The organism is Rhodoplanes tepidamans, from assembly GCF_030813915.1.
In the GTDB taxonomy this organism is placed as follows: Bacteria; Pseudomonadota; Alphaproteobacteria; order Rhizobiales; family Xanthobacteraceae; genus Rhodoplanes; species Rhodoplanes tepidamans.
In genome coordinates this window covers 1-23,304 of sequence record NZ_JAUSUJ010000046.1, presented here as the reverse complement: position 1 = coordinate 23,304, position 23,304 = coordinate 1, and the positions used below count along the sequence as shown (strand labels likewise).

The window sequence follows — 23,304 nt, the reverse complement described above, 5'->3', positions numbered from 1 at the left end:
GGCCCGGGCCCGCGCGCGGGGCGCCCCCTCGCACCGCGCGGGGATCCTCCGCGCTGGGTGGGGTATTTCTGGCGGCGGGGGGGGGGGGGGGCGCCGCCCCCCCCCCCCCCCCGCGCGCCCCCCCCCCCGCGGCCGTGTCGGGCATGCCGGCGTCCCGCGCAGGTTCCTGTGCGAAGCACGATCGCGGCGGAAAACCGGCTCCCACTTTTCGAGATCATGCTCTAGTGTCCCGGCCCTCGCATCGAGTTTCGATCCGCCGTCGCCGTGCGACGGCGTGCGCCAGGAGGTTGTTTCCGATGATCGGACGGACGTTCGTGGCCCTCGTGCTCGCCGCCGGCTTGATCGCCCCGTCGGTCGAGGCCCGGGCCGAGCCGCTGGTCGCCCAGGGCATCGGCTCGTCGAGCTGCGGCAAGCTCGTCGCCGACCTGAAGCCCACCGAAGGGCTGCAGAACCCGGTCAACCTGATGCTCTACGCCTGGGTGCAGGGCTATCTCAGCGCCGCCAACGTGTCGCTGCTCGAGCTCGACGGCAAGCATGTCGATCTCGGCGCGCTCGACGAGGCGAAGGTGATCGCCATGGTCGCGACCTACTGCAAGGCCAATCCGGACCACAAGCCGATGGCGGCGGTCGACGACTTCATCAGGAAGGCGGCCAAGCTGCGCGCCAAGTGGGACGTCGGCACGGTCAACTGGAACGGCTGACGCGCGACGTCCGAGTCCCGGGCGGCGCTCGCCGCGCGGCGCCGCCGTTCACCATCTTCCGATTCGACATTGGTCGTATGCGATCGGCGCGCCGGCCCGGCGCGCCGTGTCGAGAAACGCCCGCCGGACGGGCATTTCTCGACACTCGCCGCGGTGCATCGCGACGCCGCTCCGGGCATTTTCGAGCGCGCGGCTGATCTAGATCAAAGCCGCTCAGACCGGCCGGAAGCATTGTCCCGCTCGAACGATCGGTCGACGGACCTCGTGTCCTGTTGCGATCGAGCGGTTGGTGCGCAGCGTCGTGCCACGGGGGTGCGCGATGCTGCGATGCCCAGCGGGCGGTTCGAAAGAACCGCCCGCTTTTTTTCGGCCGGGCCGTCGCGTTCGCGGCCCGACCGCGCAGCCCGCATCGACCGCGCGGCCCGGTTCGAATCGTTCTTGTTAAAAGCACGTCCGGGCACGGGCCGTCGCGAGCGGACCGTGCGGCGACGCGGCTCCGAGCGGCCGATCTGATCAGATCGCGCTCAGACGAAGGCGAACAGCCGCACCGGCGCCCCGGTCGCGTCCTTCACCTTCGGCACGCCGACGACGAGCGTCGCGCCGGTGGGCGGCGCCTGGTCGAGATTGGCGACGTTCTCGAGGCCCCAGCGGCCGGCCGTCAGCCACAGCTTGTGAGTCCCGAACTCGGTCGACGGCCCGTTGTCGAGCGAGAGCGTGTCGACCGCGAGGCCGGCGACCTCGCGGTCGTTCAGGAGCCACGCGGCCGCCTCCGGCGCGATGCCGGGAAAGTGCAGCGTGCCGTCGACGTCGCGGCCGATGAACCGCGCCGGATCCGAGACGGCGATTCGCCCGAAGCCCGCATGCATGGCGACGCAGCAGCCGCGCGGCAGCCGTCCGTGCTTCGCCTCCCAGGCGACGAGATCGTCGCGCGACAGCAGATAGTCGGGATCGTTGTCGGCCCTCTCGACCACGTCGACGACGGCGAGCGGCACCACCAGCGTGTCGGCCGCGATCTGGTCGACGCTCGCGCCCTTGGCGGCGAAGTGGATCGGCGCGTCGATGTGGGTGCCGGCGTGTTCGAGCAGCTTCCAGACGTACATGTTGTAGCCGTCCTTGGCGTACTCGGCCCGGGTCTCGAACTCGATCCCCGGGGTGTCGAAGAAGGTCGGGAACTGCGGTCCGAGCGTGTGGGTGAGGTCGATCATCCGCTCGAAGCTGCGCGGCGCCAGGGTCGCGGCCGGCGCCGGCACGGGCGTCACCGCGGTCGCCGCGAAGCCGGCCGCCGCCGCCCCCGCACGGCCGAAGAAGCCGCGGCGCGACAGCCCGGCCCTGACCGCCTCCATGCATCCCGGAACGCACATCGCCGTCTCTCCGCGGGCTCGCGACTGATCTCGATCGATTCTACACCAATGCCGGCCCCGCGCATCTGCCCGGCGGCATGGTCCGCGGAGCTCCGCCGCGCGGCGGCGGGGGCCGGCCGCCGCCGGTCGCGATCCGCGCCGCGGGAGGAGCCGACCTCGTGCGTCGAGTTCTGCGTGATCACGCCGCTTTCGACAAGTCGACGGTGCCGCGTCTGGCCGCCGTGCTCGCCGGGCGATTCCGTGTCCGGCGATTCCGTGTATAAGGCCGCATGCTCGCCATCACCGACCTCACGGTCCGGATCGCCGGACGCCTGCTCATCGACCGCGCCACGGTGCAGATTCCGGCCGGCGCACGGGTCGGGCTGGTCGGCCGCAACGGCACCGGGAAATCCACCCTGTTCCGCACCGTCACGGGCGAGCATCACGCCGACACCGGCGAGATCGTGGTGCCGGCCCGCACCGTGATCGGCACCCTGCCCCAGGAGGCCCCGAACGGGCCGGACCCGCTGATCGACATCGTGCTGGCCGCCCACACCGAGCGCACCGCCCTGCTCGCCGAGGCCGAGACGGCGACCGATCCGCACCGCATCGCCGAGCTGCACACCCGGCTCGCCGACATCGGCGCCCATTCGGCGCCGGCCCGGGCCGCCGCGATCCTGCACGGCCTCGGCTTCTCGCACGAGGACCAGAAGCGCCCGGTCAGCGAGTTCTCCGGCGGCTGGCGGATGCGCGTCGCGCTCGCCGCGGTGCTGTTCCGCGAGCCCGACGTGCTGCTCCTCGACGAGCCGACCAACTATCTCGACCTCGAAGGCACGCTGTGGCTGGAGGAGCACCTCGCCCGCTATCCGCATACCGTGGTGGTGATCAGCCACGACCGCGACCTGCTCGACAACGCCGTCGACTCGATCCTGCACCTGGAGAACGGCAAGCTCACCTTCTACCGCGGCAACTACTCCACCTTCGAGCGCACCCGCCGCGAGCGCCTGCTGCTCGACCAGAAGCTCGCCAAGAAGCAGGAGGCGCAGCGCGCCCGGCTGACCGCCTTCGTCGAGCGCTTCCGCGCCAAGGCCACCAAGGCCCGCCAGGCGCAGTCGCGGCTCAAGATGCTGGCGAGGCTCGGGCCGGCGCCGGCCCGCATCGCCGACGAGGTGCGCGAGATCGTGCTGCCGGCGCCGGCCCGGCTGCTGTCGCCGCCGATCATCGCGGTCGACGACGTGTCGGTCGGCTACGAGCCCGGCAAGCCGGTGCTGCGACGGGTGACGCTGCGCATCGACAACGACGACCGCGTCGCGCTGCTCGGCGCCAACGGCAACGGCAAGTCGACGCTGGTCAAGCTGATCGCTGGCCGGATCGGCCCCATGGACGGCCGGGTGACGCGGGCCGACAAGCTCGACGTCGGCTACTTCGCCCAGCACCAGCTCGACGAGCTCGACGAGGGCGCGAGCGTCTACGCCCATGTGCGCCGGCTGATGCCGGACGCCGCCGAGAGCGCCGTGCGGGCCAAGGCCGGCGCCATCGGGTTCTCGGAAGGCGCGGCCGACACGCTGGTCGGCAAGCTCTCCGGCGGCGAGAAGGCACGCCTCCTGCTCGGCCTCGCCACCTTCCACGCGCCGCATCTCCTGCTGCTCGACGAGCCGACCAACCATCTCGACATCGACAGCCGCTCGGCCCTGATCGAGGCCATCAACGAGTTCCCGGGCGCCGTCGTCATGGTGTCGCACGACCGTTATCTGCTCGACGCCTGCGCCGACCGGCTGTGGCTCGTCGGCAATGGCGGCGTCGCGCCCTTCGACGGCGACCTCGACGACTACCGGAAGCTGGTGCTCGCCGGCGACGACGAGCCGGACGACAAGGCGAGCCGGACCGACAAGTCGCCCTCCCGCACCGACCAGCGCCGCGCCGCCGCCGAGAAGCGCGCCGGGCTGGCGCCGCTGAAGAAGAAGATCAACGCGCTGGAGAAGCAGATCGAGACCCTGCACCAGCGCATCGCCCGGCTCGACGCCGCGCTCGCCGATCCGGCCCTCTATGCGCGCGATCCCGGCAAGGCCGCCGGCCTCGCCAAGGACCGGGCCGACGCGGCGGCCGGCCTCGCGACCGCCGAGGACGAGTGGCTGACCCTGTCGGCCGAGTACGAGGAGGCGATGGCGGAGTGACGCCGCGCCGCGGCGGCCGGCCGGCCGTTCGCCGGGCGCGCCCCGCCCGCATGTCCCACGCCCGACCCGGCCGGTTGGCAGGCGGGCCAAAATCTGCCAAAGGAGCGGCCATGACTATCCGGATGTTCTGGTCGAAAATCCACCGCGCGACGATCACGCATGCCGACCTCCACTACGAGGGCAGTTGCACCATCGACGCCGACCTCATGGACGCGGCGAAGATCCTGACCAACCAGGAGCTTCACGTGTGGAACGTCACCCGCGGCACCCGCCTCGTCACCTACGCGATCGAGGGCGAGCGCGGCTCCGGCGTGATCTGCATCAACGGCGCGGCGGCGCACGGCAACAAGCCGGGCGACCTCGTCATCCTGGCGACCTTCGCGGACATGACGCCCGAGGAGGCGAAGCGCCACGTCCCGACCGTCGTCCAGGTCGACGCCGACAACCGCATCGCCCACATCCGCGACGAGCTCCCCGGCCCCGCCCTGCGGGCGATCTGACCCCGTCTTCTTGTTGGGTCGGCAGAGGCGCGGAACGCGCCGTGCCCACGCCGTGTCACGTCGACGGATCGGACCGCGGCGGCTGGGCGCCGTCGAACCGCTCTCGCGCGCGGCGGAAGCCGTCGGCATTCTCGATCACCCACAACCACAGCGGGACGATCCGCGCGAGCAGGCCCCGGCCGAGCTCCGTCAGCTCGTATTCGACGTGGGGCGGCACCGTCCGGTGATCGTGGCGCACCACCAGGCCGTCACGCTCGAGCTGCCGCAGTGTGCGGGTCAGCATGCGCTGCGTGACCCCCTGCATCCGGCGTCCGATGTCGGCGTGGCGCAGCCGTCCCGACACGCCGAGCGCGTGGACGATGCCGAGCGACCAGCGGTTTCCCGCGTGGGTCAGCACCTCCCGCTTCAGGCCGTCGTCGTCCTCGCTCAGGGCCGCGCACACGGCGTGCGAGCGCCGGATGATGTCGTCGAGATCGAGGTCGTCCTGCGGTATCACGCGTGTGCCTTCTTCCATCGGGGTCCGGAGCCGCCATCTCGCATGATGGTTTGATGGGAGAAACACATGCAAGTCGGTCCGCGACCCTCCACTGACGCGATCCTGGTGCTCGGCGCCGGCGAGCTCGGCATGGCCGTCCTTCGCGCTCTGGCGAAGGCACGTGGCCGGCCGCCGGTGAGCGTGCTTCTGCGGGCCTCCGCCATCCGGTCGCAGCGGCCGGACAAGCAGGCCGAGGTGGAAGAGCTGCGCGCGCTGGGCATCCAGCCGATCGCCGGCGACCTCGCGGCGATGTCGGTCGCCGCGCTCGCCGAGCTGTTCGGGCGTTTCGACACGGTGGTGAGCTGCATCGGCTTCGCCGCGGGCCGTGGCATGCAGGTCAAGCTCACGCGGGCCGCCCTGGAGGCGGGCGTACCGCGCTATGTCCCCTGGCAGTTCGGCGTCGACTACGACGCCATCGGGCGGGGAAGCGCTCAGGATCTGTTCGACGAACAGCTCGACGTCCGCGATCTCCTGCGCGCGCAGAAGCGGACCGCCTGGGTCATCGTCTCCACCGGCATGTTCACGAGCTTCCTGTTCGAGCCGGCCTTCGGCGTGGTGGATCTGGCGAACAACCGCACGCATGCGCTCGGAAGCCCCGACACGGCCGTAACCGTGACGACTCCCGAGGATATCGGGCGGCTCACCGCCGAAATCCTCCTCGCCGAGCCGCCAATCACCGACCAGATCGTCCACACGGCCGGCGACACCCTCACTTATGCGACGCTGGCCGACACGGTAGACGCGGTGCTGAACCGCCGTCTGGACCGGGCGGTGTGGACGACCGAATTCCTCGAAGCCGAGCTGGCGCGAGACCCCGACGACACCATGAAAAAGTACCGCGCCGTTTTCGCGGCCGGCCGGGGCGTCGCCTGGCCCGTGGCGACGACGTTCAATGGCCAGCGGGGCATTCCCGTCACCGACGTGGCGGGATGGCTGCGGCGGAGCAGCCTGGCCGCCGGCGAGTCGCGCCAGGCGGTCGAACGGGCCTAGCGGCGGACGGAGGCCGGTCCCTGCGGCCCGGCCGGCCGGGCGCGCCGACCGCGGCCGGCGACGATGCCAGCGATCACATTTGCCGGGCCCGGAATCGGCCCGCATCCGAGCCCGTTGGACCGGCCGCCGCGGCCGGCGACACCGTCGGACACCGGCCGAAACATCCCGAAAACTCCCCGCCACAGCCGCGATCCGGCACGCTGCTGCCGGAGTTCCGGGCGACGATGTCATGGTTAACGATCCATGACTCCGGGGGGCTGAGTATGATCGTGCTGAACTGGATGCCGTTCGCGCTGGTCGGAGGATTCGTGGCGCTCGCCGCGATCGCCTGCTTCATCGAATGGCGCTGGCTGGTCGCCGAGGGGCCGGCCGGCCGAGGCCTGGGGGTGCGGGGTCTCGGGGTGCGAGGCTTGGGGGTGCGGGGCCTGGAGACCCGAGGTCCGGAACCCCGCGGCCTGTGAGGAGGCCGCTGTCGGGTCCGGCCGGCCGCCCGTCGCGAGACGGCGGCCGCGCCGGGCCCGGCACGCCTGCCGGCATCAGGCGTGATCGCCGCTGCCGTTTCCGTTGCCGTTGCCACCGTTGCCGCCGTTGCCGCCGTTGCCGTTCTCGTCGGCGTCGTCGCTCTCGCTGAGGCGCTCGACCGAGACGACGCGCTCGCCCTCGGCGGTGTCGAACACGATCACGCCCTGGGTCGAGCGGCCCTTGATCGAGATCTCCGACACGCCGCAGCGGATCAGCTGGCCGCCGTCGGTGACCAGCATGAGCTGATCGCTCTCCTCCACCGGGAAGGACGCCACGAGCTTGCCGATCCGCGGCCGGATGCCGGCGCGGGTGCGGTTGTCCATGGCGACGATGCCTTTGCCGCCGCGCCCGGTGATGCGGTACTCGTAGGACGAGGTGCGCTTGCCGAAGCCGCGCTCCGACACGGTGAGCACGAACTGCTCGGCCGCCGACAGCGCGACGTAGCGCGCCTCGCCGAGCTCGATGTTGCCGCCGGCGCTGTCGGCGCCCGTGGTCTCCTCGCCTTCCTCCGCCGGCGCGACGTCGGACTCCGGCTCGGCCTCGGCGCCGCCGCGGCGGACTGCGGTGGCGCGCTTGAGATAGGCCTCGCGCTCCTCGCCGCTCGCGTCGACGTGGCGGAGGATCGACAGCGAGATCACCCGGTCGTCCTTGTCGAGCGCGATGCCGCGCACGCCCATCGAGGTGCGGCCCGAGAACACCCGCACGTCGGTGACCGGGAAGCGGATGCACTGGCCGATCGCCGTGGTGAGCAGCACGTCGTCCTTCTCGGTGCAGATCTGCACGTCGACGATCGCTTCGCCCTCGTCCAGCTTCATGGCGATGATGCCGGAGCGGCGCACGTCCGAGAAGTCGGAGAGCTTGTTCCGCCGCACGGTGCCGCCCGTGGTGGCGAACATCACGTCGAGCTCGCGCCAGGTCGTCTCGTCCTCGGGCAGCGGCATGATGGTGGTGATGCGCTCGTCCTGCTCCAGCGGCAGCAGGTTGATCATCGCTTTTCCGCGCGCGTTCGGCGCCGCCAGCGGAAGTCTCCAGACTTTCTCTTTGTACACCTGGCCGCGCGAAGAAAAGAACAGCACCGGCGTGTGGGTCGAGGCGACGAACAGGCGGGCGACGAAATCCTCCTCGCGCGTCTGCATGCCGGAGCGGCCCTTTCCGCCGCGGCGCTGCGCCCGGTAGGTCGACAGCGGCACCCGCTTGACGTAGCCGAGATGCGAGACGGTGACGACCATGTCCTCGCGCTGGATGAGGTCCTCGTCCTCCATCTCGCCGTCCTGGTCGAGGATGACGGTCCGGCGCGGCGTCGCGTACTTCTCGCGCACCTCCATCATCTCGGCCTTGACGATCGACTGGATTCTGGCGCGCGAGCGGAGGATGTCGAGATAGTCGGTGATCTCGGCGGCGAGCTTGTCGAGCTCGTCCTTGATCTCGTCGCGACCCAGCGCGGTGAGGCGCTGCAGGCGGAGATCCAGGATCGCGCGGGCCTGCGCCTCGGAGAGCCGGAACGTGCCGTCCTCCTGCACCTTGTGGCGCGGGTCGTCGATCAGCTCGATCAGCGGCAGCACGTCGGCGGCCGGCCAGTCGCGCGCCATCAGGGCCTCGCGCGCCTCGTTGGCGTCGCGCGAGGCGCGGATCAGCCGGATCACCTCGTCGATGTTGGCGACCGCCACGGCGAGGCCGACCAGCACGTGGGCGCGGTCGCGCGCCTTGCCGAGCAGGAACTTGGTGCGCCGCTTGATCACCTCCTCGCGGAAGGCGATGAAGGCGACCAGCAGGTCCTTCAGCGACATGGTCAGCGGGCGGCCGCCGTCGAGCGCCACCATGTTGCAGCCGAAGGTCGACTGCAGCGGGGTGAAGCGGTAGAGCTGGTTCAGCACCACGTCGGCGACGGCGTCGCGCTTGAGCTCGATCACCACCCGGTAGCCGTCGCGGTCCGACTCGTCGCGCAGATCGGCGATGCCCTCGATCCGCTTCTCGCGCACCAGCTCGGCGATCTTCTCCACCATGGTGGCCTTGTTCACCTGGTAGGGAATCTCGGTGACGATGATCGCCTCGCGCTCCTTGCGGATCGTCTCGATCTCGGCCTTGCCGCGCATCACCACCGAGCCGCGGCCGGTGTGATAGGCGGCCCGGATGCCGGCCCGCCCGAGGATCACGCCGCCGGTCGGGAAGTCGGGGCCCGGCACGATCTTGAGGAGGTCCTCGACGCCGAGCGCCGGATCGTCGATCAGGGCGATGGCGGCGTCGATCACCTCGCCGAGATTGTGCGGCGGGATGTTGGTCGCCATGCCGACCGCGATGCCGCCCGCCCCGTTGACCAGGAGGTTGGGGAAGCGCGCCGGCAGGACCGCCGGCTCCTGCTCGTTGCCGTCGTAGTTGGGCCGGAAGTCGACCGTGTCCTTGTCGATGTCGTCGAGCAGCGCCAGCGCGGGGCGGGCGAGCCGGCACTCGGTGTAGCGCATCGCCGCCGGCGGATCGCCGTCCACCGAGCCGAAATTGCCCTGCCCGTCGATCAGCGGCAGGCGCATGGAGAAGTCCTGCGCCATACGGACCAGGGCGTCGTAGATCGCCGAGTCGCCGTGCGGGTGATACTTACCCATCACGTCGCCGACGACGCGCGCCGACTTCACGTATTTGCGGTCCGGCAGGTGCCCCTGCTCGTGCATCGAGTAGAGGATGCGGCGATGCACGGGCTTGAGCCCGTCGCGCGCATCGGGGAGCGCGCGCGACACGATCACGCTCATCGCGTAATCGAGATAGGCGCGCTTCATCTCCTCGGAGATGGAAACGGGGCGAATGTCCGATGGGCCCGCGGGCCCGGTCGGACCCGTGCTGCCCGGCGGGGGTGTGTCGTTGTCGGCCAAGTGCGGAGAATCCCGGCGAATCCGTTGGCCTTTTAAATAGTCCATCGCGGCTGCGAATGCCAGCTTCGCGGGCCCCCGGGACGGGATATTTTCTCCTGTCCGGACAATAATTTAACCGGGCCGGCCACGGCCCGGACGACAGCCCCGGCGCGCCAGGCGCCAAATCGCCCGGGAACACCCGCCGGATGCGGCCTCTCGGCCGCGGCGAAGCGGCCGTTGACCCCCTGCCCGGCCGCCTCTAGGCCGATGCCATGGATCTCGATTTCCTCGTGTCCGCCGCCGTCACCCTGTTCGTCGTGGTCGACCCGCTCGGCCTCGCGCCGGCCTTCGTGGCGATCACCGACGGGCTGCCGCCGGCAGCGCGAAACCAGGCCGGGTTTCGCGCGACGGTGATCGCCGTCGTGGTTCTGGTCGGCGCCGCGCTGATCGGCGAGTGGCTGCTGCACCATCTCGGCATCGGCCTGCCGGCCTTCCGGATCGCCGGCGGGCTCCTGCTGTTCGCCGTCGCCTTCGAGATGGTGCTCGGCGTGCGGGTCGAGCGGCAGTCGCGCGAGGCCGAAGTGGCCGTCGAGGAGCGGGTCCGGCACGTCGCGGCGTTCCCGCTGGCGATCCCGCTGATGGCCGGCCCCGGGGCGCTGACCGCCGTGATCCTGCTCGCCGGCGAGGCCGGCAGCCTCGCCCGGCTCGGCGTGCTGATCGGCGTCGTGATCGCCGTCTGCGCCCTGTGCCTCGTGGTGTTCCGCTTCTCGGCCCGGGTGTCCGGCTGGCTCGGCATCACCGGCAATGTCGTGCTCTCGCGCCTGCTCGGCGTGCTCCTCGCGGCCCTCGCCGTGCAGTACGTGATCGACGGCGCCAAGGCCGTGTGGAGGTGACACGACGTTGATGTCGGGACCTCTCGGTCCGCTCGTCCCCGCGAAGGCTGGGACTTAGGGGCGACACGGCAAAGAGGCCCCTGGATGCCCGCCTTCGCGGGCCTGAGCGGAGTTCGTGGACGCTCCGCGGCCCTGGGTCCCGGCTCACGGCGCGTGGCGCCGCGCCCGGGACACGGGGCCTCACCCCGGCTGCCGGTCCCGCGCGCTCTTCAGGCCCGAGACGAAGCGGGCGAGCGTGCGCGACGTGACGCCGCGCGGAATCATCGCCTCGATCAGGGAGAAGACGCCACGGCGGGCGACGGCGCGCTCCAGCGCGGCGGCGAGCTCCTGCGGCGTGGCGACCCGCTCGCCGTGGCCGCCGAGCGCCGGCGCGGCGGCGGCGAAGGTCCAGTCGGACAGATCGTTGAACTTCGATTCCGGCTGGAAGACGCGCAGCATCTCCCAGCTCGCATTGTTGAAGACGATGACGATCGGATCGAGCCCGTACCGCCGGCAGTTGCCGAGCTCCCAGCCGGTCATCTGGAAGGCCCCGTCGCCGACCAGGATCAGGGGCCGCTGGCCGGTCGCCGCCGCCATCCCGATCCCGGCCGGCACCCCGAAGCCCATGCCGGCATAGTAGCCGGGCGCCGCCAGCGCCGTGTTGTCGATCTCCATGGCCGTGAACAGGCAGTCGCCGATGTCGGAGGCCATCGGCATGGCGCCGTGGCGGTCGAACAGGTCGTTGAGGGCGGTGGCGATGTCGGTCGGGGTGAGCGCCCGGTCCTCGGCGGCGAGGCCGCGCGGATAGGCCTCGAAGGGCGGCAGCGCCCGCGGCTTCGGGGCGGCGTCCCCTTCGGTGCGGGCCAGCAGAGCGGCGACCAGCTCCTCGATCGGAAGGTCCGGATAGACGTGATGCCCGACCCGCACGCCGCGATCGATCGCCAGCACGGTGTGGCGCCAGTCGAAGCGCTTCTCGGAGAGCGCGAAATTGGTGTCGCACAGGATCACGCCGAGCAGCAGCAGCGCGTCGGCGTCCTCGACCAGGCGGGTGACGGCGGGATCGCCGGCGCTGCCCAGATAGGTGCCGCGCAGGACGTCGGGGGCCTGCTGCAGGAGGCCGCGGCCCATGAAGGTGGTCACCACCGGGATGCCGAGCCGGCGCGCGAAGGTCGCCACCGCCGCCTCGATCCCGTAGCGGCGGACCTCGACGTCGACGACGATCACGGGCGACGAGGCGCGCGCCAGGAGGGCGACGACCTCGGCGGCGCATTCGGCGAGCGCCTCCGCCTCGGCGGCGCGCGGCGGCAGCACCGGCACGGGCGCCACCTCGGCGTCGACCATGTCGCGCGGCAGCTCGATGTAGACGGGCAGCGCGCGCTCGCGGGCGCTGCGCAGCACCCGGGCGATCTCCTGCGGCGCGGTGGCCGGATCGTCGAGCACCGCCTGGTCGCAGGTGATCTCGCGGAACACGGCGAATTGGGTGTCGACGCTGCGGGCCTGGTGGTGCAGCAGCAGCCCGCTCGCCCGCTCCCGCGCCCCGGGCGCGCCGGCGACCACCACGACGGGCGAGCGCTCCGCATAGGCGCCGGCGACCGCGTTGACGAGGTTGAACGCCCCTGCCCCGTAGGTCACGACGGCGACGCCGATGCCCGAGCGCCAGCGCGCCGCGGCGTCCGCCGCGAAGCCCACCGCCGGCTCGTGGCTGAGGGTGAAAACCGGAAGGATCCCGGACTCTTCGACGATCTTGAAGAAGGGCAGGACGAAGTCGCCCGGGATGCCGAACAGCTCCCGGGCGCCGTGGTCCTTCAGGCCCTGCAGAAGGGCGGTGGCGAGTGTCGGCATCCTGGCTCCCCGGGCGGTCCCCGCGTCGGGCCGCCGCGCGGCCTCGCGCGGCGACTCGGGGACGGCTCTCTCGCGCCGAGAAGAGCATGTTTCGGGCCAGGCCGGGAGCGCCGGCCGCCCGCCGCCGCCCGGGTGTCGGCCCGGACGGAGGACGGCGGGCCGATGCGCTCAGTTCAGCGCCCGCGCCATGTCGAGATGCTGCTTCAGGGTCGGCAGCGTGCTCTCGGCCCACTGCCTGAGCTCCGGATCGTCGCCGGCCCGGGCATAGGCCTGGAACATCGCCACGGCGTCGCGATGGGCGTCGCGCTGCATCCTCACATAGGCGTCGCGAAATGCCGCCCCGTCGAGGGCGCGGAGCTCGTCGAGCTTCGCCCGCTGCTCGGCGTCGAGCTCGGTCGGCAGCGGGCCGCCGAGCTTGCCGCTCTCCTGGAGCCCGCGCAGCTCGGCGGCGATCGCCCGGTGGGCGATGATCATCTGGTCGGCGAAATCGAGCGCCCCCGGATCGGTCTTGCCGCGCGCGATCCGGCCGGCCTCGATCTCGAACATCTGGTCGAGCGCGGCCTTCTGTACGAACGCGGCGGCGGGAAGCGCCTGCACGGCGGCGCCTGCGCGGGCGCCAGCCGCACCGGCCTCCGCCCGCTGCGACGCGGTGCCGAACACCGACGCGACCGAGCCCATCGACGGCATGTCGACGGGGCCCGACGCCCGATTCCAGTAGATGAAGGCCGCGAGGGCCAGCCCGGCGGCGACCAGGACATAGGTCTGGTAGCCCTGCGACCGACGCGGATCGGCCTTGGACGTGTGAGTCATCAGGTCCCTCCGAAGATGTGGCGGCCGGCCGGCACTGCGCCGCGGGCCGCTGCGGGTCCAATGACCGAACTCGTCGGAGGTTCCATGAAACCGCCGCCGCGGCCCCGATCCGGGCCGCGGCATCGCGTCCCGGCGGCGGCGCCGGGGGCATCGCCGCCGCCGGCCGACCGCCGCCGGGAGAGCCTCGCCGGTCGAGACCGTCGGTCGCGACCGGTCGGGACCGTCGGGTCGACGTCGTCGGTCGCGACCGTCAGTCGAGGTCGTCGGCCATGTCGAGATGCTGCTTCAGCTCCGGCAGGGTCTTGCCGGCCCACTGCTTCAGCTCGGCATTGTCGCCGTTCTGGGCATAGGCCGTGAACAGCGCGACGGCGTCCTTGTGGGCCTGCGTCTGCATCTCGGCATAGGCGTCCTCGAAGGCGTCGCCGCTGAGGCCGCGCAGCCGTTGCAGCTTCTGGGCGTGCTCCTGGTCCAGCCCGGTCGGCACCTCCGCCTGGATCTTGCCGCTCTGGACCATGGTCTTGAGCTCGGTCGAGGTCTTGGTGTGGGCCTGGATCATCTTGTTGGCGAAGTCGCGCCCCTCCTGGTCGGCCTTCTCGCGGGCGAGCTGGCTCGACTGGATCTCGAACAAGTCGCTGATCGCGACCTTGCGGACGAAATCGGCCGTGGAAAGCGCCTGGGCGCCGGCCGCCGGGGCCGCACCGGTGGTCTCGCTCTGGCCGAGGGTCCCGCCCTGCCCGGCATGCGGCTGACCGCCGCGCTGGTGACCGGGCTGGCCGGACTGCATGGCGCCGGCGGGCGGTGCCGGCTGGTTGCCGGTGCTCGGCGGGACCGGCCCCGGACCGGCCGGGTTGCCGAACTGCTGGGCCATGGACGGCGTGCCGGCGAGCGCCAGCACGGTCGTGAGAAGAAGGATTTTTCGCATCGTGATCGGCCTCGGTTGGACGGGGCGCCCCGCGCGCCCCCTGCCCCGGGCCAATCCAGGATGCATCCACGGGTTCCGGCACCACCCTGCGGCGGTGCCGGACGCGGCGCCGCACCGGAGCGCGACACCGGACCGTGACGCCGGCGCGCGCCGGCTCGGCTCAGAGCCGGCTCAGAACGGGATGTCGTCGTCGAGATCGTCGCGCCGCGACGAGGCCGCCGGCGCCGGCCGGCGCTCGCGGCTCGGGCCCGGTCCGCTCGCCCCGAAGTCGTCGCCGCCGCCCTGGTCGTAGCCGCCGCCGCCTCCGCCACCGCCCTCGCCGCGGCCGTCCAGCATCGTCAGCACCGAGTTGAAGCCCTGCAGCACGACCTCGGTCGAGTACCGGTCCTGGCCCTGCTGGTCCTGCCATTTGCGCGTCTGCAGAGAGCCTTCGATGTAAACCTTCGCGCCCTTCTTGAGGTACTGCTCGGCCACCCGGCAGAGCCCCTCGTTGAAGATGACGACGCGATGCCACTCCGTCTTCTCGCGCCGCTCGCCGGTCGCCTTGTCGCGCCAGGTCTCCGAGGTGGCGATCCGCAGATTGGCGATCGGCCGCCCGTCCTGGGTGCGGCGGATCTCCGGGTCCGCCCCGAGATTGCCGATGAGAATGACCTTGTTGACCGAACCCGCCATCGCTGACTCTCCACTCCTTCGACCCGTTTGCGTTCGACCACGTGGAACGCGGTCCGGCCGCCGCGCGGCCGGCCCCCCGGAACCGAGGCCCGGTGTCGAACGCCGGGACCGGAGCTTTTCGCCGGCCCCGTTCTCATGAACGCGGGCGCGGCGCGGAGCGCGGCCACACCCTAATCTTTGTCGATCCGTCGACAAGGCGCCGCGGCGGCTTGTCCACGACGGGTTGCCGGAACCGACATGTTCCCCTTATGTTCCTTACCTCGCAATGGCGGCCCGGGCAAGCCGCCGGGTCCCCTGCCGGCGCTCGGCGGGTCGCCTGATCACGACCGCGTGATCCTCTGGCCGGCCCCGGCGAGAGCGCCGCGCCGCCGGATGGTCTGCGGCCGGGTCAAATCGATTTTGATTGTCAGGAATTTGATCGCACGAAGACGCCCGCGCGAACCTGGACTGTCGCACGGGTTAGCCGGTTCGGAAATGCCACAAAGTCGCCACAACCCCACGTTCCCCGTGGCTGTTGCATTTATGTCACCAACCCGGGAGCGATTCCTCCTAGGTTCCGGCCTTGGGACTTCGGTATTTCTTCTCGGAAGGAGGGGCCGTTTATGAAGAAGATCCTACTCGCCACTGTCGCGGCGTTCGGCTTTGCCGGCGCTGCCTCGGCCGCGGACCTGCCGGCGCGCATGCCGGTGAAGGCGCCGCCGGTCGTCGCCCCCGTGTTCTCGTGGACCGGCTGCTACATCGGCGGCTTCGTCGGCGGGGCGTGGTCGGGTGGTGACACCAACGTGACGGCGCTCGGCGTCACCGACTCGTACAGCCTCGACTCGAGCTTCATCGGCGGCGGCACGCTGGGCTGCAACTGGCAGCCGGTCGGCTCGCCGTTCGTGCTCGGCCTCGAGGGCGAAATCGGCTACCTCGACGTCAACGGCTCGGCCATCGATCCGCTCACCACGCTCTCCGGCAGCACCAAGGTCGGCGACTGGTACGGCATGATCACGGGTCGCCTCGGCTACTCGTGGGATCGCGCCCTGCTCTACGTGAAGGGCGGCGTGGCCTTCGTCGACGTCGAGACCTCGGTCGGCATCCTCGGTGTCGTCTCGTCGACCAAGGACACGGTCGCGACCTGGACGGTCGGCGGCGGCGTCGAGTGGGCGTTCGACATGAACTGGAGCCTCAAGGCCGAGTACATGTACATCGGCCTCGACGAGACCCAGACCAACGTGCTCGGTGGCGTGGCGTTCGACAGCAATGTCGACGGCATCCACACCGCGAAGGTCGGCCTGAACTACCGCTTCGGCGGTGGCGCTCCGCTGATGGCTCGCTACTGATCGTTTCGACGTCTTCGTCGAGCGAAAGCCCCGGGTCACCCCGGGGCTTTTTGCTTTTTCGGGCCCCCTCGCCTGCAACCAGGCTCGCGGACTGCGATGCGGACGTCGCCGGCGGGCCGGGGCTGGCACGAATGCGCCACGCGTCGGTGCCGCGCTCCCGGTCCGGGGTCGGACGACGGAGCGACTCGCGCCGCGGCGGCCGCGGCACGGACAGGGAGGCCCTGCGACTCGCCGCACCGGATGCCGGGCCGCAGCCGTGCGGGCGAGTGCCCTTCCGGGCCGGCTGGCGCGCTGCGGTAAAACAACGCCTCCCTTTGAAACCGCTGCAAAAATTTCTTCGCCGGACCGGTACGGTTGTGGGGAATGGCGCCGCCATTCCCGGCGGTTGTGGCGAAAATGTCACCCCGGCCGTCCGCAGTTTTCCTAGGCTCCGGTCATCGACACCAACAATGGGGGGTCAAATGAAGAAGCTCCTTCTCGCGACGGTCGCAGTGCTCGGCACGGCTGGGTTCGCCTCGGCCGCCGATCTTCCGGCCCGCATGCCGGTGAAGGCGCCGCCGCCCGTGATGGCGCCGGCGTTCTCGTGGACCGGCTGCTACATCGGCGGCTTCGTCGGCGGCGCGTGGGGCGACGACGCCACCACGTATCCGGTCGGCGCCGGCTACGGCTACAGCTACAGCCTCGACTCGAGCTTCATCGGCGGCGGCACGCTGGGCTGCAACTGGCAGCCGATCGGCTCGCAGTTCGTGCTCGGCCTCGAAGGCGAGGTCGGCTATCTGAGCCTCGAAGGTTCGGCCTATGATCCGGTCCTCGGCCTCGTCGCGCCCGAGTATTCGAGCACGAAGATCGGCGACTGGTACGGCATGATCACGGGCCGCCTCGGCGTCACCTGGGATCGCGCCCTCCTCTACGTCAAGGGCGGCGTCGCCTTCGTGGACGTCGAGACCGCGATCTCCGGCACGCTCGGCGCCGTGTCCTATGCGGGCACCACGAGCGACACCATCGCAACCTGGACGGTCGGCGGCGGCGTCGAATGGGCGATGAGCCCGAACTGGAGCATCAAGGCCGAGTACATGTATATCGGCCTCGACGAGACCCAGACCGTGGCGTTCCCGGCGACGGTGCCGTCCTTCGCGGCCTCCTACGACACGGAGTTCAACGGCATCCACACCGCCAAGGTGGGCCTGAACTACCGCTTCGGCGGCGGCGCCCCGCTGGTCGCGCGCTACTGAGCCGTCCGAACCTTCCGGCTCTCGGTAGAGGCCCCGGGGTTCGCCCCGGGGCCTCTGCTTTTCGCCACCATCCAACGCGGGCTATGCAGAACTTCCGCCGCACAGGAAATCCGCCCGGGAAAAGGCATTCCGCTCCGTAAACGTGGCTAGACTGGCTAGTTGAGCATTGATTTTCAATGACTCCTTGGTTGTGGCGAAAATGTCACCATCCACAACCTGAATCGCCATACACTCTGGCATCGCTTACTCGCGAGAGGGGGGTTCCATGAAGACGATTCTCTTGGGTACGGTCGCGGCTCTCGCGATCGCCGGTACGGCCAGCGCGGCCGATCTGCGGATGCCCGTGAAGGCGCCGCCGCCGGTCGTCGCGCCGGTGTTCTCGTGGACGGGGTGCTACATCGGCGGCTTCGTCGGCGGCGCCTGGTCGGCGGACGATCCGACCGTCTACGACCGCGACGGGTACAATGTCGGCGAGACGTGGTCCTACAAGGCCGATTCGAGCTTCATCGGCGGCGGCACGCTGGGCTGCAACTGGCAGCCGGTGGGCTCGCCGTTCGTCCTCGGTCTCGAGGGCGAGGTCGGCTATCTGAGCCTCGAGGGCTCGGGATACTCGCCGTTCGGTCTCGAAGTGATCTCGTCCACCAAGGTGGGCGACTGGTACGGCATGATCACGGGTCGCCTCGGCTACTCGTGGGATCGCGCCATGATCTACGTGAAGGGCGGCGCCGCGTTCGTCGACGTCGAGCATTCGATCGTCGATGCCGTCCTGCCGGCCACCGTCGCGGCGTCCGTCAGCGACACCAAGGTGACCTGGACGGTCGGCGGCGGCATCGAGTGGGCCTTCGACATGAACTGGAGCATCAAGGCCGAGTACATGTACATCGGCCTGAACGGCAGCGAGACGTCCTGCGGCGTCGCCACCGTGACGGCTCCGGTCGGCACGTTCTGCTGGGATCACGACTACGACGGGATCCACACCGCCAAGATCGGCCTGAACTACCGCTTCGGCGGCGGCGCTCCGCTGGTCGCGCGGTACTGATCGCGACTGCAGACGGCTCTACCGGTCCCAGTGGGAGCCCCGGACCTCGGTCCGGGGCTTCTGCTTTTTCGAATCCCGCGTCCGTGGACCCGGCGCCGGGCGAACGCCTGCGCCGTCGCACGGACCGGAGGGGCCGCAGCCGAGACAACACTGGAGGTGGCTCGCGCAGAGATTGCTGAATGCAACCGACTGCAGTCCCAGTGTGTCGCGGTGTTGCAGAATTAGCACCTCCGCCGGATCACCCGATTGTATGATTCGGGAATTCAATCCCTGAAAGGTCCGGCCTCATGAAGAAGATCCTGCTCGCTTCCGCCGCTATGTTCGCGATGGCCGGCGTCGCCGCCGCGGCCGACCTGCCGGCGCGCATGCCCGTGAAGGCGCCGCCCGTGCTGGCGCCGGCCTTCTCGTGGACGGGGTGCTACATCGGCGGCCATGTCGGCGGCGCGTGGAGCGGCGACGACGCGGTCCTTTCGAATTCCGCGGCTCCTCAGTCCATCAGCTACAGCCTCGATTCGAGCTTCATCGGCGGCGGCACCCTGGGCTGCAACTGGCAGCCGGTGGGCTCGGCCTTCGTGCTCGGACTGGAGGGCGAGGCCGGCTACATGAGCGTCGAAGGGACGTATTCGGAGACGGTCGGCATCTTCACCAGCACGGCCACCTCCAAGGTGGGCGACTGGTACGGCATGATCACCGGCCGGCTCGGCTACGCGGTCGACCGCACCCTGATCTACGCCAAGGGCGGCGTCGCCTTCGTCGACGTCGAGACCACGCTCGGCTCCAACGTCTTCGGCTCGTTCTCGACGAAGGACACGGTGGCGACCTGGACGGTCGGCGGCGGCATCGAATGGGCGTTCGCCCCGAGCTGGAGCATCAAAGGCGAGTACATGTACATCGGTCTCGACGAGACCCAGACCATGGTCGTCTTCGGCCAGTCGATCTCGAACCAGATCGACGGCATCCACACCGCCAAGGTCGGCCTGAACTACCGCTTCGGCGGTGGTGCGCCGCTGGTCGCGCGGTACTGATCGCGGCTGCGCACCTCTGGTTCCGTCTCGGGAGCCCCGGACCTCGGTCCGGGGCTTCTGCTTTTTGCGCCGGGTGCATCGGCCGGCGGCGCGGGCGCCCGGACCCGGCCCCCCGCCGGTGGTCCGCCAGCCCCCGGCGATCGTATCGCTGTTGACAACCTCCGGGGTTCTGGCGAAACCGCTCCGTTCTCATTAAGTTCTGGTCGCGGGCGCGACCCAGACCGTCGTGGCCCGAGGACCGCATGCACGTCTCGACCCCCACGGGCCGGGTTCCGTACCGCCCCCTGTCCGATCGAACCCGGTGACCGATGGCCGATCTGTTCGACAAGCCGCACCGCCCCGACGGGCGGGTGATCTCGATCCGCGGCGCCCGCGAGCACAACCTGAAGAACGTCGACGTCGATCTGCCGCGCGACAAGCTCGTGGTGTTCACGGGCCTGTCGGGGTCCGGAAAGTCGTCGCTCGCCTTCGACACCATCTATGCCGAGGGCCAGCGCCGCTACGTCGAGTCGCTCTCCGCTTATGCCCGCCAGTTCCTCGAGATGATGCAGAAGCCGGACGTCGACCAGATCGACGGCCTGTCGCCCGCCATCTCGATCGAGCAGAAGACGACGTCGAAGAACCCGCGCTCGACGGTCGGCACCGTCACCGAGATCTACGACTACATGCGCCTCCTGTGGGCCCGGGTCGGCATCCCCTACTCGCCCGCCACCGGCCTGCCGATCGAGAGCCAGACCGTGTCGCAGATGGTCGACCGGGTGATGGCGCTGCCCGAGGGCACGCGGCTCTACCTCCTGGCGCCGCTCGTGCGCGGCCGCAAGGGCGAGTACAGGAAGGAGCTGGCCGACCTGCTCAAGAAGGGCTTTCAGCGGGTCAAGATCGACGGCGCCTTCCACGAGATCGCCTCGGCCCCGGCGCTCGACAAGAAGTTCAAGCACGACATCGACGTGGTGGTGGACCGCATCGTCGTGCGCCCCGACATCGCCACGCGGCTGGCCGAATCCTTCGAGACCGCGCTGAAGCTCGCCGACGGCATCGCCGTGGTGGAATTCGCGGACGCGGCGAGCGCCTCCGCTTCGCCGTCGTCACCGGGCGGCCGCGCAGCGGCCAGACCCGGGGATCCATCTCTCACGAAGAAGATGGATGGCCGGGTCGAGCCCGGCCATGACCAGACCGAAAAGGCTGCGCGTTCCGGCAAGGAAACCAAGCTCGCCGCGGCCGCGGCGTCCGACGCCAACCGGCTGGTCTTCTCGGAGAAGTTCGCCTGCCCGGTGTCCGGCTTCACGATCTCCGAGATCGAGCCGCGGCTGTTCTCGTTCAACTCGCCGCACGGCGCCTGCCCGGCCTGCGGCGGCCTCGGCCTCGACCAGAAGATCGACCCCGACCTCGTCGTGCCGGACCGCGGCGTGACGCTCAAGCGCGGCGCCATCGCGCCCTGGGCGAAGTCGTCGTCGCCCTACTACGTGCAGACCCTGGAGGCGCTGGCGAAGCACTACCGCTTCACCCTCGACACCGCCTGGAAGGACCTGCCCCGGCGCGCCCAGGACGCGCTCCTCTACGGCTCCGGCGACGACGAGATCAAGTTCGTCTACGACGACGGCATGCGGGCCTACACGACCCACAAGCCGTTCGAGGGCGTGGTGAACAACCTCGAGCGGCGCTGGCGCGAGACCGAGAGCGAGTGGGCCCGCGAGGAGATCGGCAAGTATTTCACCGCCATCCCCTGCGCCTCCTGTGACGGCCACCGGCTCAAGCCCGAGGCCATGGCCGTGAAGGTCGACGGCCTGCACATCGGCGAGGTCGCCGCCATGTCGGTGCGCCGCGCCGGCGACTGGTTCTCGGCCCTGCCGAAGACACTGAACGCTAAGCAGACCGAGATCGCCACCCGGATTCTCAAGGAGATCCGCGAGCGCCTCGCCTTCCTGAACGACGTCGGCCTCGACTATCTGACCCTCGCCCGCGCCTCCGGCACGCTCTCGGGCGGCGAGAGCCAGCGCATCCGCCTCGCCTCGCAGATCGGCTCCGGCCTCACGGGTGTCCTGTACGTGCTGGACGAGCCGTCGATCGGCCTGCACCAGCGCGACAACGCCCGGCTGATCGAGACGCTGAAGCGGCTGCGCGACCTCGGCAACACCGTGATCGTGGTCGAGCACGACGAGGACGCCATCCGCACCGCCGACTGGGTGCTCGACATCGGCCCCGGCGCCGGCATCCACGGCGGAAAGATCGTCTCGCAGGGCACGCCGGACGACATCATGGCGGACCCGAAGTCGACCACCGGCCAGTATCTGACCGGCACGCGCATGATCCCGATCCCGCCGCGCCGCGTGCCGGACTCCCGGCGCGTCGTGCGCGTCGTCGGGGCGCGCGGCAACAATCTGAAGACCGTGTCGGCCGACATCCCGCTCGGCCTGTTCACCTGCATCACCGGCGTCTCGGGCGGCGGAAAATCGACGCTCCTGATCGACACCCTCTTCAAGGCGGTCGCGCGAAAGCTGCACGGGGCGGCCGAGGCCCCGGCCCCGCACGAGCGCATCGAGGGGCTGGAGCACATCGACAAGATCATCGACATCGACCAGTCGCCGATCGGCCGCACGCCGCGCTCCAATCCGGCGACCTACACGGGCGCCTTCACGCCGATCCGCGAGTGGTTCGCCGGGCTCCCCGAGGCGAAGGCGCGCGGCTACGAGCCGGGGCGCTTCTCGTTCAACGTCAAGGGCGGCCGCTGCGAGGCCTGCCAGGGCGACGGCGTCATCAAGATCGAGATGCACTTCCTGCCGGACGTCTACGTCACCTGCGATGTGTGCAAGGGCAAGCGTTACAATCGCGAGACGCTCGACGTCACCTTCAAGGGCAAGTCGATCGCCGACGTGCTCGACATGACGGTCGAGGAAGGCGCCGAGTTCTTCAAGGCCGTGCCGCGCGTGCGCGAGACGCTGAAGACGCTCCATCGCGTCGGGCTGGACTACATCAAGATCGGCCAGCAGGCGACGACGCTCTCAGGGGGCGAGGCGCAACGCGTCAAGCTCGCCAAGGAGCTGTCGAAGCGCGCGACGGGCCGCACCCTGTACATCCTGGACGAGCCGACGACGGGCCTGCACTTCCAGGACGTCGAGAAGCTTCTCGAGGTGCTGCACGAGCTGGTCGCCCAGGGCAACACGGTCGCGGTGATCGAGCACAATCTCGAGGTGATCAAGACCGCCGACTGGATCATCGACCTCGGCCCCGAAGGCGGCGACGGCGGCGGCGAGATCGTCGCGGTCGGGACACCGGAGGACGTGGTGAAGGAGAAGCGGAGTTATACGGGCGCGTTCTTGAAGCCGGTGCTGGAAAGGAAAATGCTTTCAGCACCAACAAAGCGAAGGAGGAGCATGAAGGCAGCAGAATAGCTAATCTAGGCACTCGCCGACTGCGGCTCAGACTCAATCTCGGCAGAACGAGCAATCTCGCCGATAAATAGATATGTTTGTATTACAGCCAACCGAGCCTCAGCTTTCGTAACATCGACATGAACTCCCTTTGACACCTTACTATAAATCGCATCGAGTCAGGCAGCCAAGTGTTCCAAATCCGAACGAATGAGTTCCTCCGTGCCCGAACTTAGGCGCTTAACCTCAAGATAAGCCATCAAACGATTTTTGTAGTTTTCGGGACCCACATCACGCTTCTTCTTACCGCCATCGATGTACGGCTCAGATCGGGCAGGAAAGATAGCGTCGGCCACCGTCAGGAGAAGGCGACGACACGTGGTCAGCGCTTGCGAATAAGATTCGAGAGACCCCTCACTCATCCTCTCGGACATAGACACGAGTTGCTCCGCCGCCTTCGGAGCGTATGACCGAATAAAATTATCAACACGAGCAAGCGTAGCCCGGATCGATCGCAGGGCCGAATAGCGAAGAGGCAGGGCAAGAACTCGACTTCATGCCGCGAGGCGGATTTGCGCGCGGGTGACGGCGGAAT

18 protein-coding genes are annotated in these 23,304 nt (G+C 69.8%); 11 read left to right on the top strand and 7 right to left on the bottom strand.

Annotated features, from left to right (window positions below; genetic code table 11):
• The first annotated feature begins 296 nt into the window (after positions 1–296).
• A complete protein-coding gene (locus J2S22_RS30340) occupies positions 297–701 on the top strand; it encodes a hypothetical protein (protein ID WP_272780366.1) in 405 nt (134 codons plus the stop codon).
• 524 nt (positions 702–1,225) lie between these two features.
• Here J2S22_RS30340 and J2S22_RS30335 read toward each other — a convergent pair.
• Positions 1,226–2,062: a cyclase family protein gene (locus J2S22_RS30335; protein WP_272780367.1), complete on the bottom strand. Its 837-nt coding sequence runs from the start codon at positions 2,060–2,062 to the stop codon at positions 1,226–1,228.
• 269 nt (positions 2,063–2,331) lie between these two features.
• Between J2S22_RS30335 and J2S22_RS30330 the strand changes: the two genes are divergently transcribed.
• Positions 2,332–4,215, top strand: a complete 1,884-nt coding sequence (locus J2S22_RS30330; protein ID WP_272780368.1) for an ABC-F family ATP-binding cassette domain-containing protein — start codon at positions 2,332–2,334, stop codon at positions 4,213–4,215.
• Positions 4,216–4,325: 110 nt separating this feature from the next.
• A complete protein-coding gene (gene panD, locus J2S22_RS30325; protein ID WP_272780369.1) occupies positions 4,326–4,715 on the top strand; it encodes an aspartate 1-decarboxylase in 390 nt (129 codons plus the stop codon).
• 55 nt (positions 4,716–4,770) lie between these two features.
• Here panD and J2S22_RS30320 read toward each other — a convergent pair whose 3' ends face one another.
• Complete coding sequence (locus tag J2S22_RS30320) at positions 4,771–5,211, bottom strand: winged helix-turn-helix transcriptional regulator (protein WP_272780370.1); 441 nt, start codon at positions 5,209–5,211, stop codon at positions 4,771–4,773.
• Positions 5,212–5,277: 66 nt separating this feature from the next.
• On the opposite strand from J2S22_RS30320, the gene J2S22_RS30315 reads away from it, so the two are divergent.
• Both J2S22_RS30315 and J2S22_RS30310 read left to right on the top strand, forming a co-directional pair.
• Positions 5,278–6,240: an aromatic alcohol reductase gene (locus J2S22_RS30315; protein ID WP_272780371.1), complete on the top strand. Its 963-nt coding sequence runs from the start codon at positions 5,278–5,280 to the stop codon at positions 6,238–6,240.
• Positions 6,241–6,503: 263 nt separating this feature from the next.
• Positions 6,504–6,701 carry a hypothetical protein gene (locus J2S22_RS30310; protein WP_272780372.1) on the top strand — a complete coding sequence of 66 codons (198 nt, stop codon included), beginning with the start codon at positions 6,504–6,506 and terminating at the stop codon, positions 6,699–6,701.
• Positions 6,702–6,776: 75 nt separating this feature from the next.
• Here J2S22_RS30310 and gyrA read toward each other — a convergent pair whose 3' ends face one another.
• Positions 6,777–9,623, bottom strand: coding sequence for a DNA gyrase subunit A (gene gyrA, locus J2S22_RS30305; RefSeq protein WP_272780373.1), 2,847 nt, complete (start codon positions 9,621–9,623; stop codon positions 6,777–6,779).
• A 251-nt stretch (positions 9,624–9,874) separates the two neighbouring features.
• Here gyrA and J2S22_RS30300 point away from each other — a divergent pair, with 251 nt between their 5' ends.
• On the top strand, positions 9,875–10,495 hold the full coding sequence (locus J2S22_RS30300) for a MarC family protein (protein ID WP_272780374.1): 621 nt from the start codon (positions 9,875–9,877) through the stop codon (positions 10,493–10,495).
• Positions 10,496–10,675: 180 nt separating this feature from the next.
• Here the strand turns inward: J2S22_RS30300 and ipdC are convergent, their stop codons facing one another.
• The 4 genes from ipdC to J2S22_RS30280 form a co-directional block, all read right to left on the bottom strand.
• Positions 10,676–12,316 carry an indolepyruvate/phenylpyruvate decarboxylase gene (gene ipdC, locus J2S22_RS30295; protein WP_272780375.1) on the bottom strand — a complete coding sequence of 547 codons (1,641 nt, stop codon included), beginning with the start codon at positions 12,314–12,316 and terminating at the stop codon, positions 10,676–10,678.
• Positions 12,317–12,484: 168 nt separating this feature from the next.
• On the bottom strand, positions 12,485–13,126 hold the full coding sequence (locus J2S22_RS30290) for a DUF4142 domain-containing protein (RefSeq protein ID WP_272780376.1): 642 nt from the start codon (positions 13,124–13,126) through the stop codon (positions 12,485–12,487).
• Between the two features lie 250 nt (positions 13,127–13,376).
• Positions 13,377–14,048, bottom strand: coding sequence for a DUF4142 domain-containing protein (locus J2S22_RS30285; protein ID WP_272780377.1), 672 nt, complete (start codon positions 14,046–14,048; stop codon positions 13,377–13,379).
• Between the two features lie 171 nt (positions 14,049–14,219).
• The gene (locus J2S22_RS30280) at positions 14,220–14,720 is read right to left on the bottom strand and encodes a single-stranded DNA-binding protein (RefSeq protein WP_272780378.1); all 501 of its coding nucleotides are present in this window, start codon (positions 14,718–14,720) and stop codon (positions 14,220–14,222) included.
• Positions 14,721–15,322: 602 nt separating this feature from the next.
• On the opposite strand from J2S22_RS30280, the gene J2S22_RS30275 reads away from it, so the two are divergent.
• From J2S22_RS30275 to uvrA, 5 genes are all read left to right on the top strand, one after another.
• Entirely contained in the window at positions 15,323–16,045 is a 723-nt protein-coding gene (locus J2S22_RS30275; RefSeq protein WP_272780379.1) for an outer membrane protein, read from the top strand.
• Between the two features lie 461 nt (positions 16,046–16,506).
• The gene (locus J2S22_RS30270; RefSeq protein ID WP_272780380.1) at positions 16,507–17,277 is read left to right on the top strand and encodes an outer membrane protein; all 771 of its coding nucleotides are present in this window, start codon (positions 16,507–16,509) and stop codon (positions 17,275–17,277) included.
• A gap of 265 nt (positions 17,278–17,542) precedes the next feature.
• Positions 17,543–18,316 carry an outer membrane protein gene (locus tag J2S22_RS30265; RefSeq protein WP_272780381.1) on the top strand — a complete coding sequence of 258 codons (774 nt, stop codon included), beginning with the start codon at positions 17,543–17,545 and terminating at the stop codon, positions 18,314–18,316.
• Between the two features lie 287 nt (positions 18,317–18,603).
• Positions 18,604–19,341: an outer membrane protein gene (locus tag J2S22_RS30260; protein WP_272780382.1), complete on the top strand. Its 738-nt coding sequence runs from the start codon at positions 18,604–18,606 to the stop codon at positions 19,339–19,341.
• A gap of 308 nt (positions 19,342–19,649) precedes the next feature.
• Positions 19,650–22,730, top strand: a complete 3,081-nt coding sequence (gene uvrA / locus J2S22_RS30255) for an excinuclease ABC subunit UvrA (RefSeq protein ID WP_272780383.1) — start codon at positions 19,650–19,652, stop codon at positions 22,728–22,730.
• The last annotated feature ends 574 nt before the right edge of the window (positions 22,731–23,304 follow it).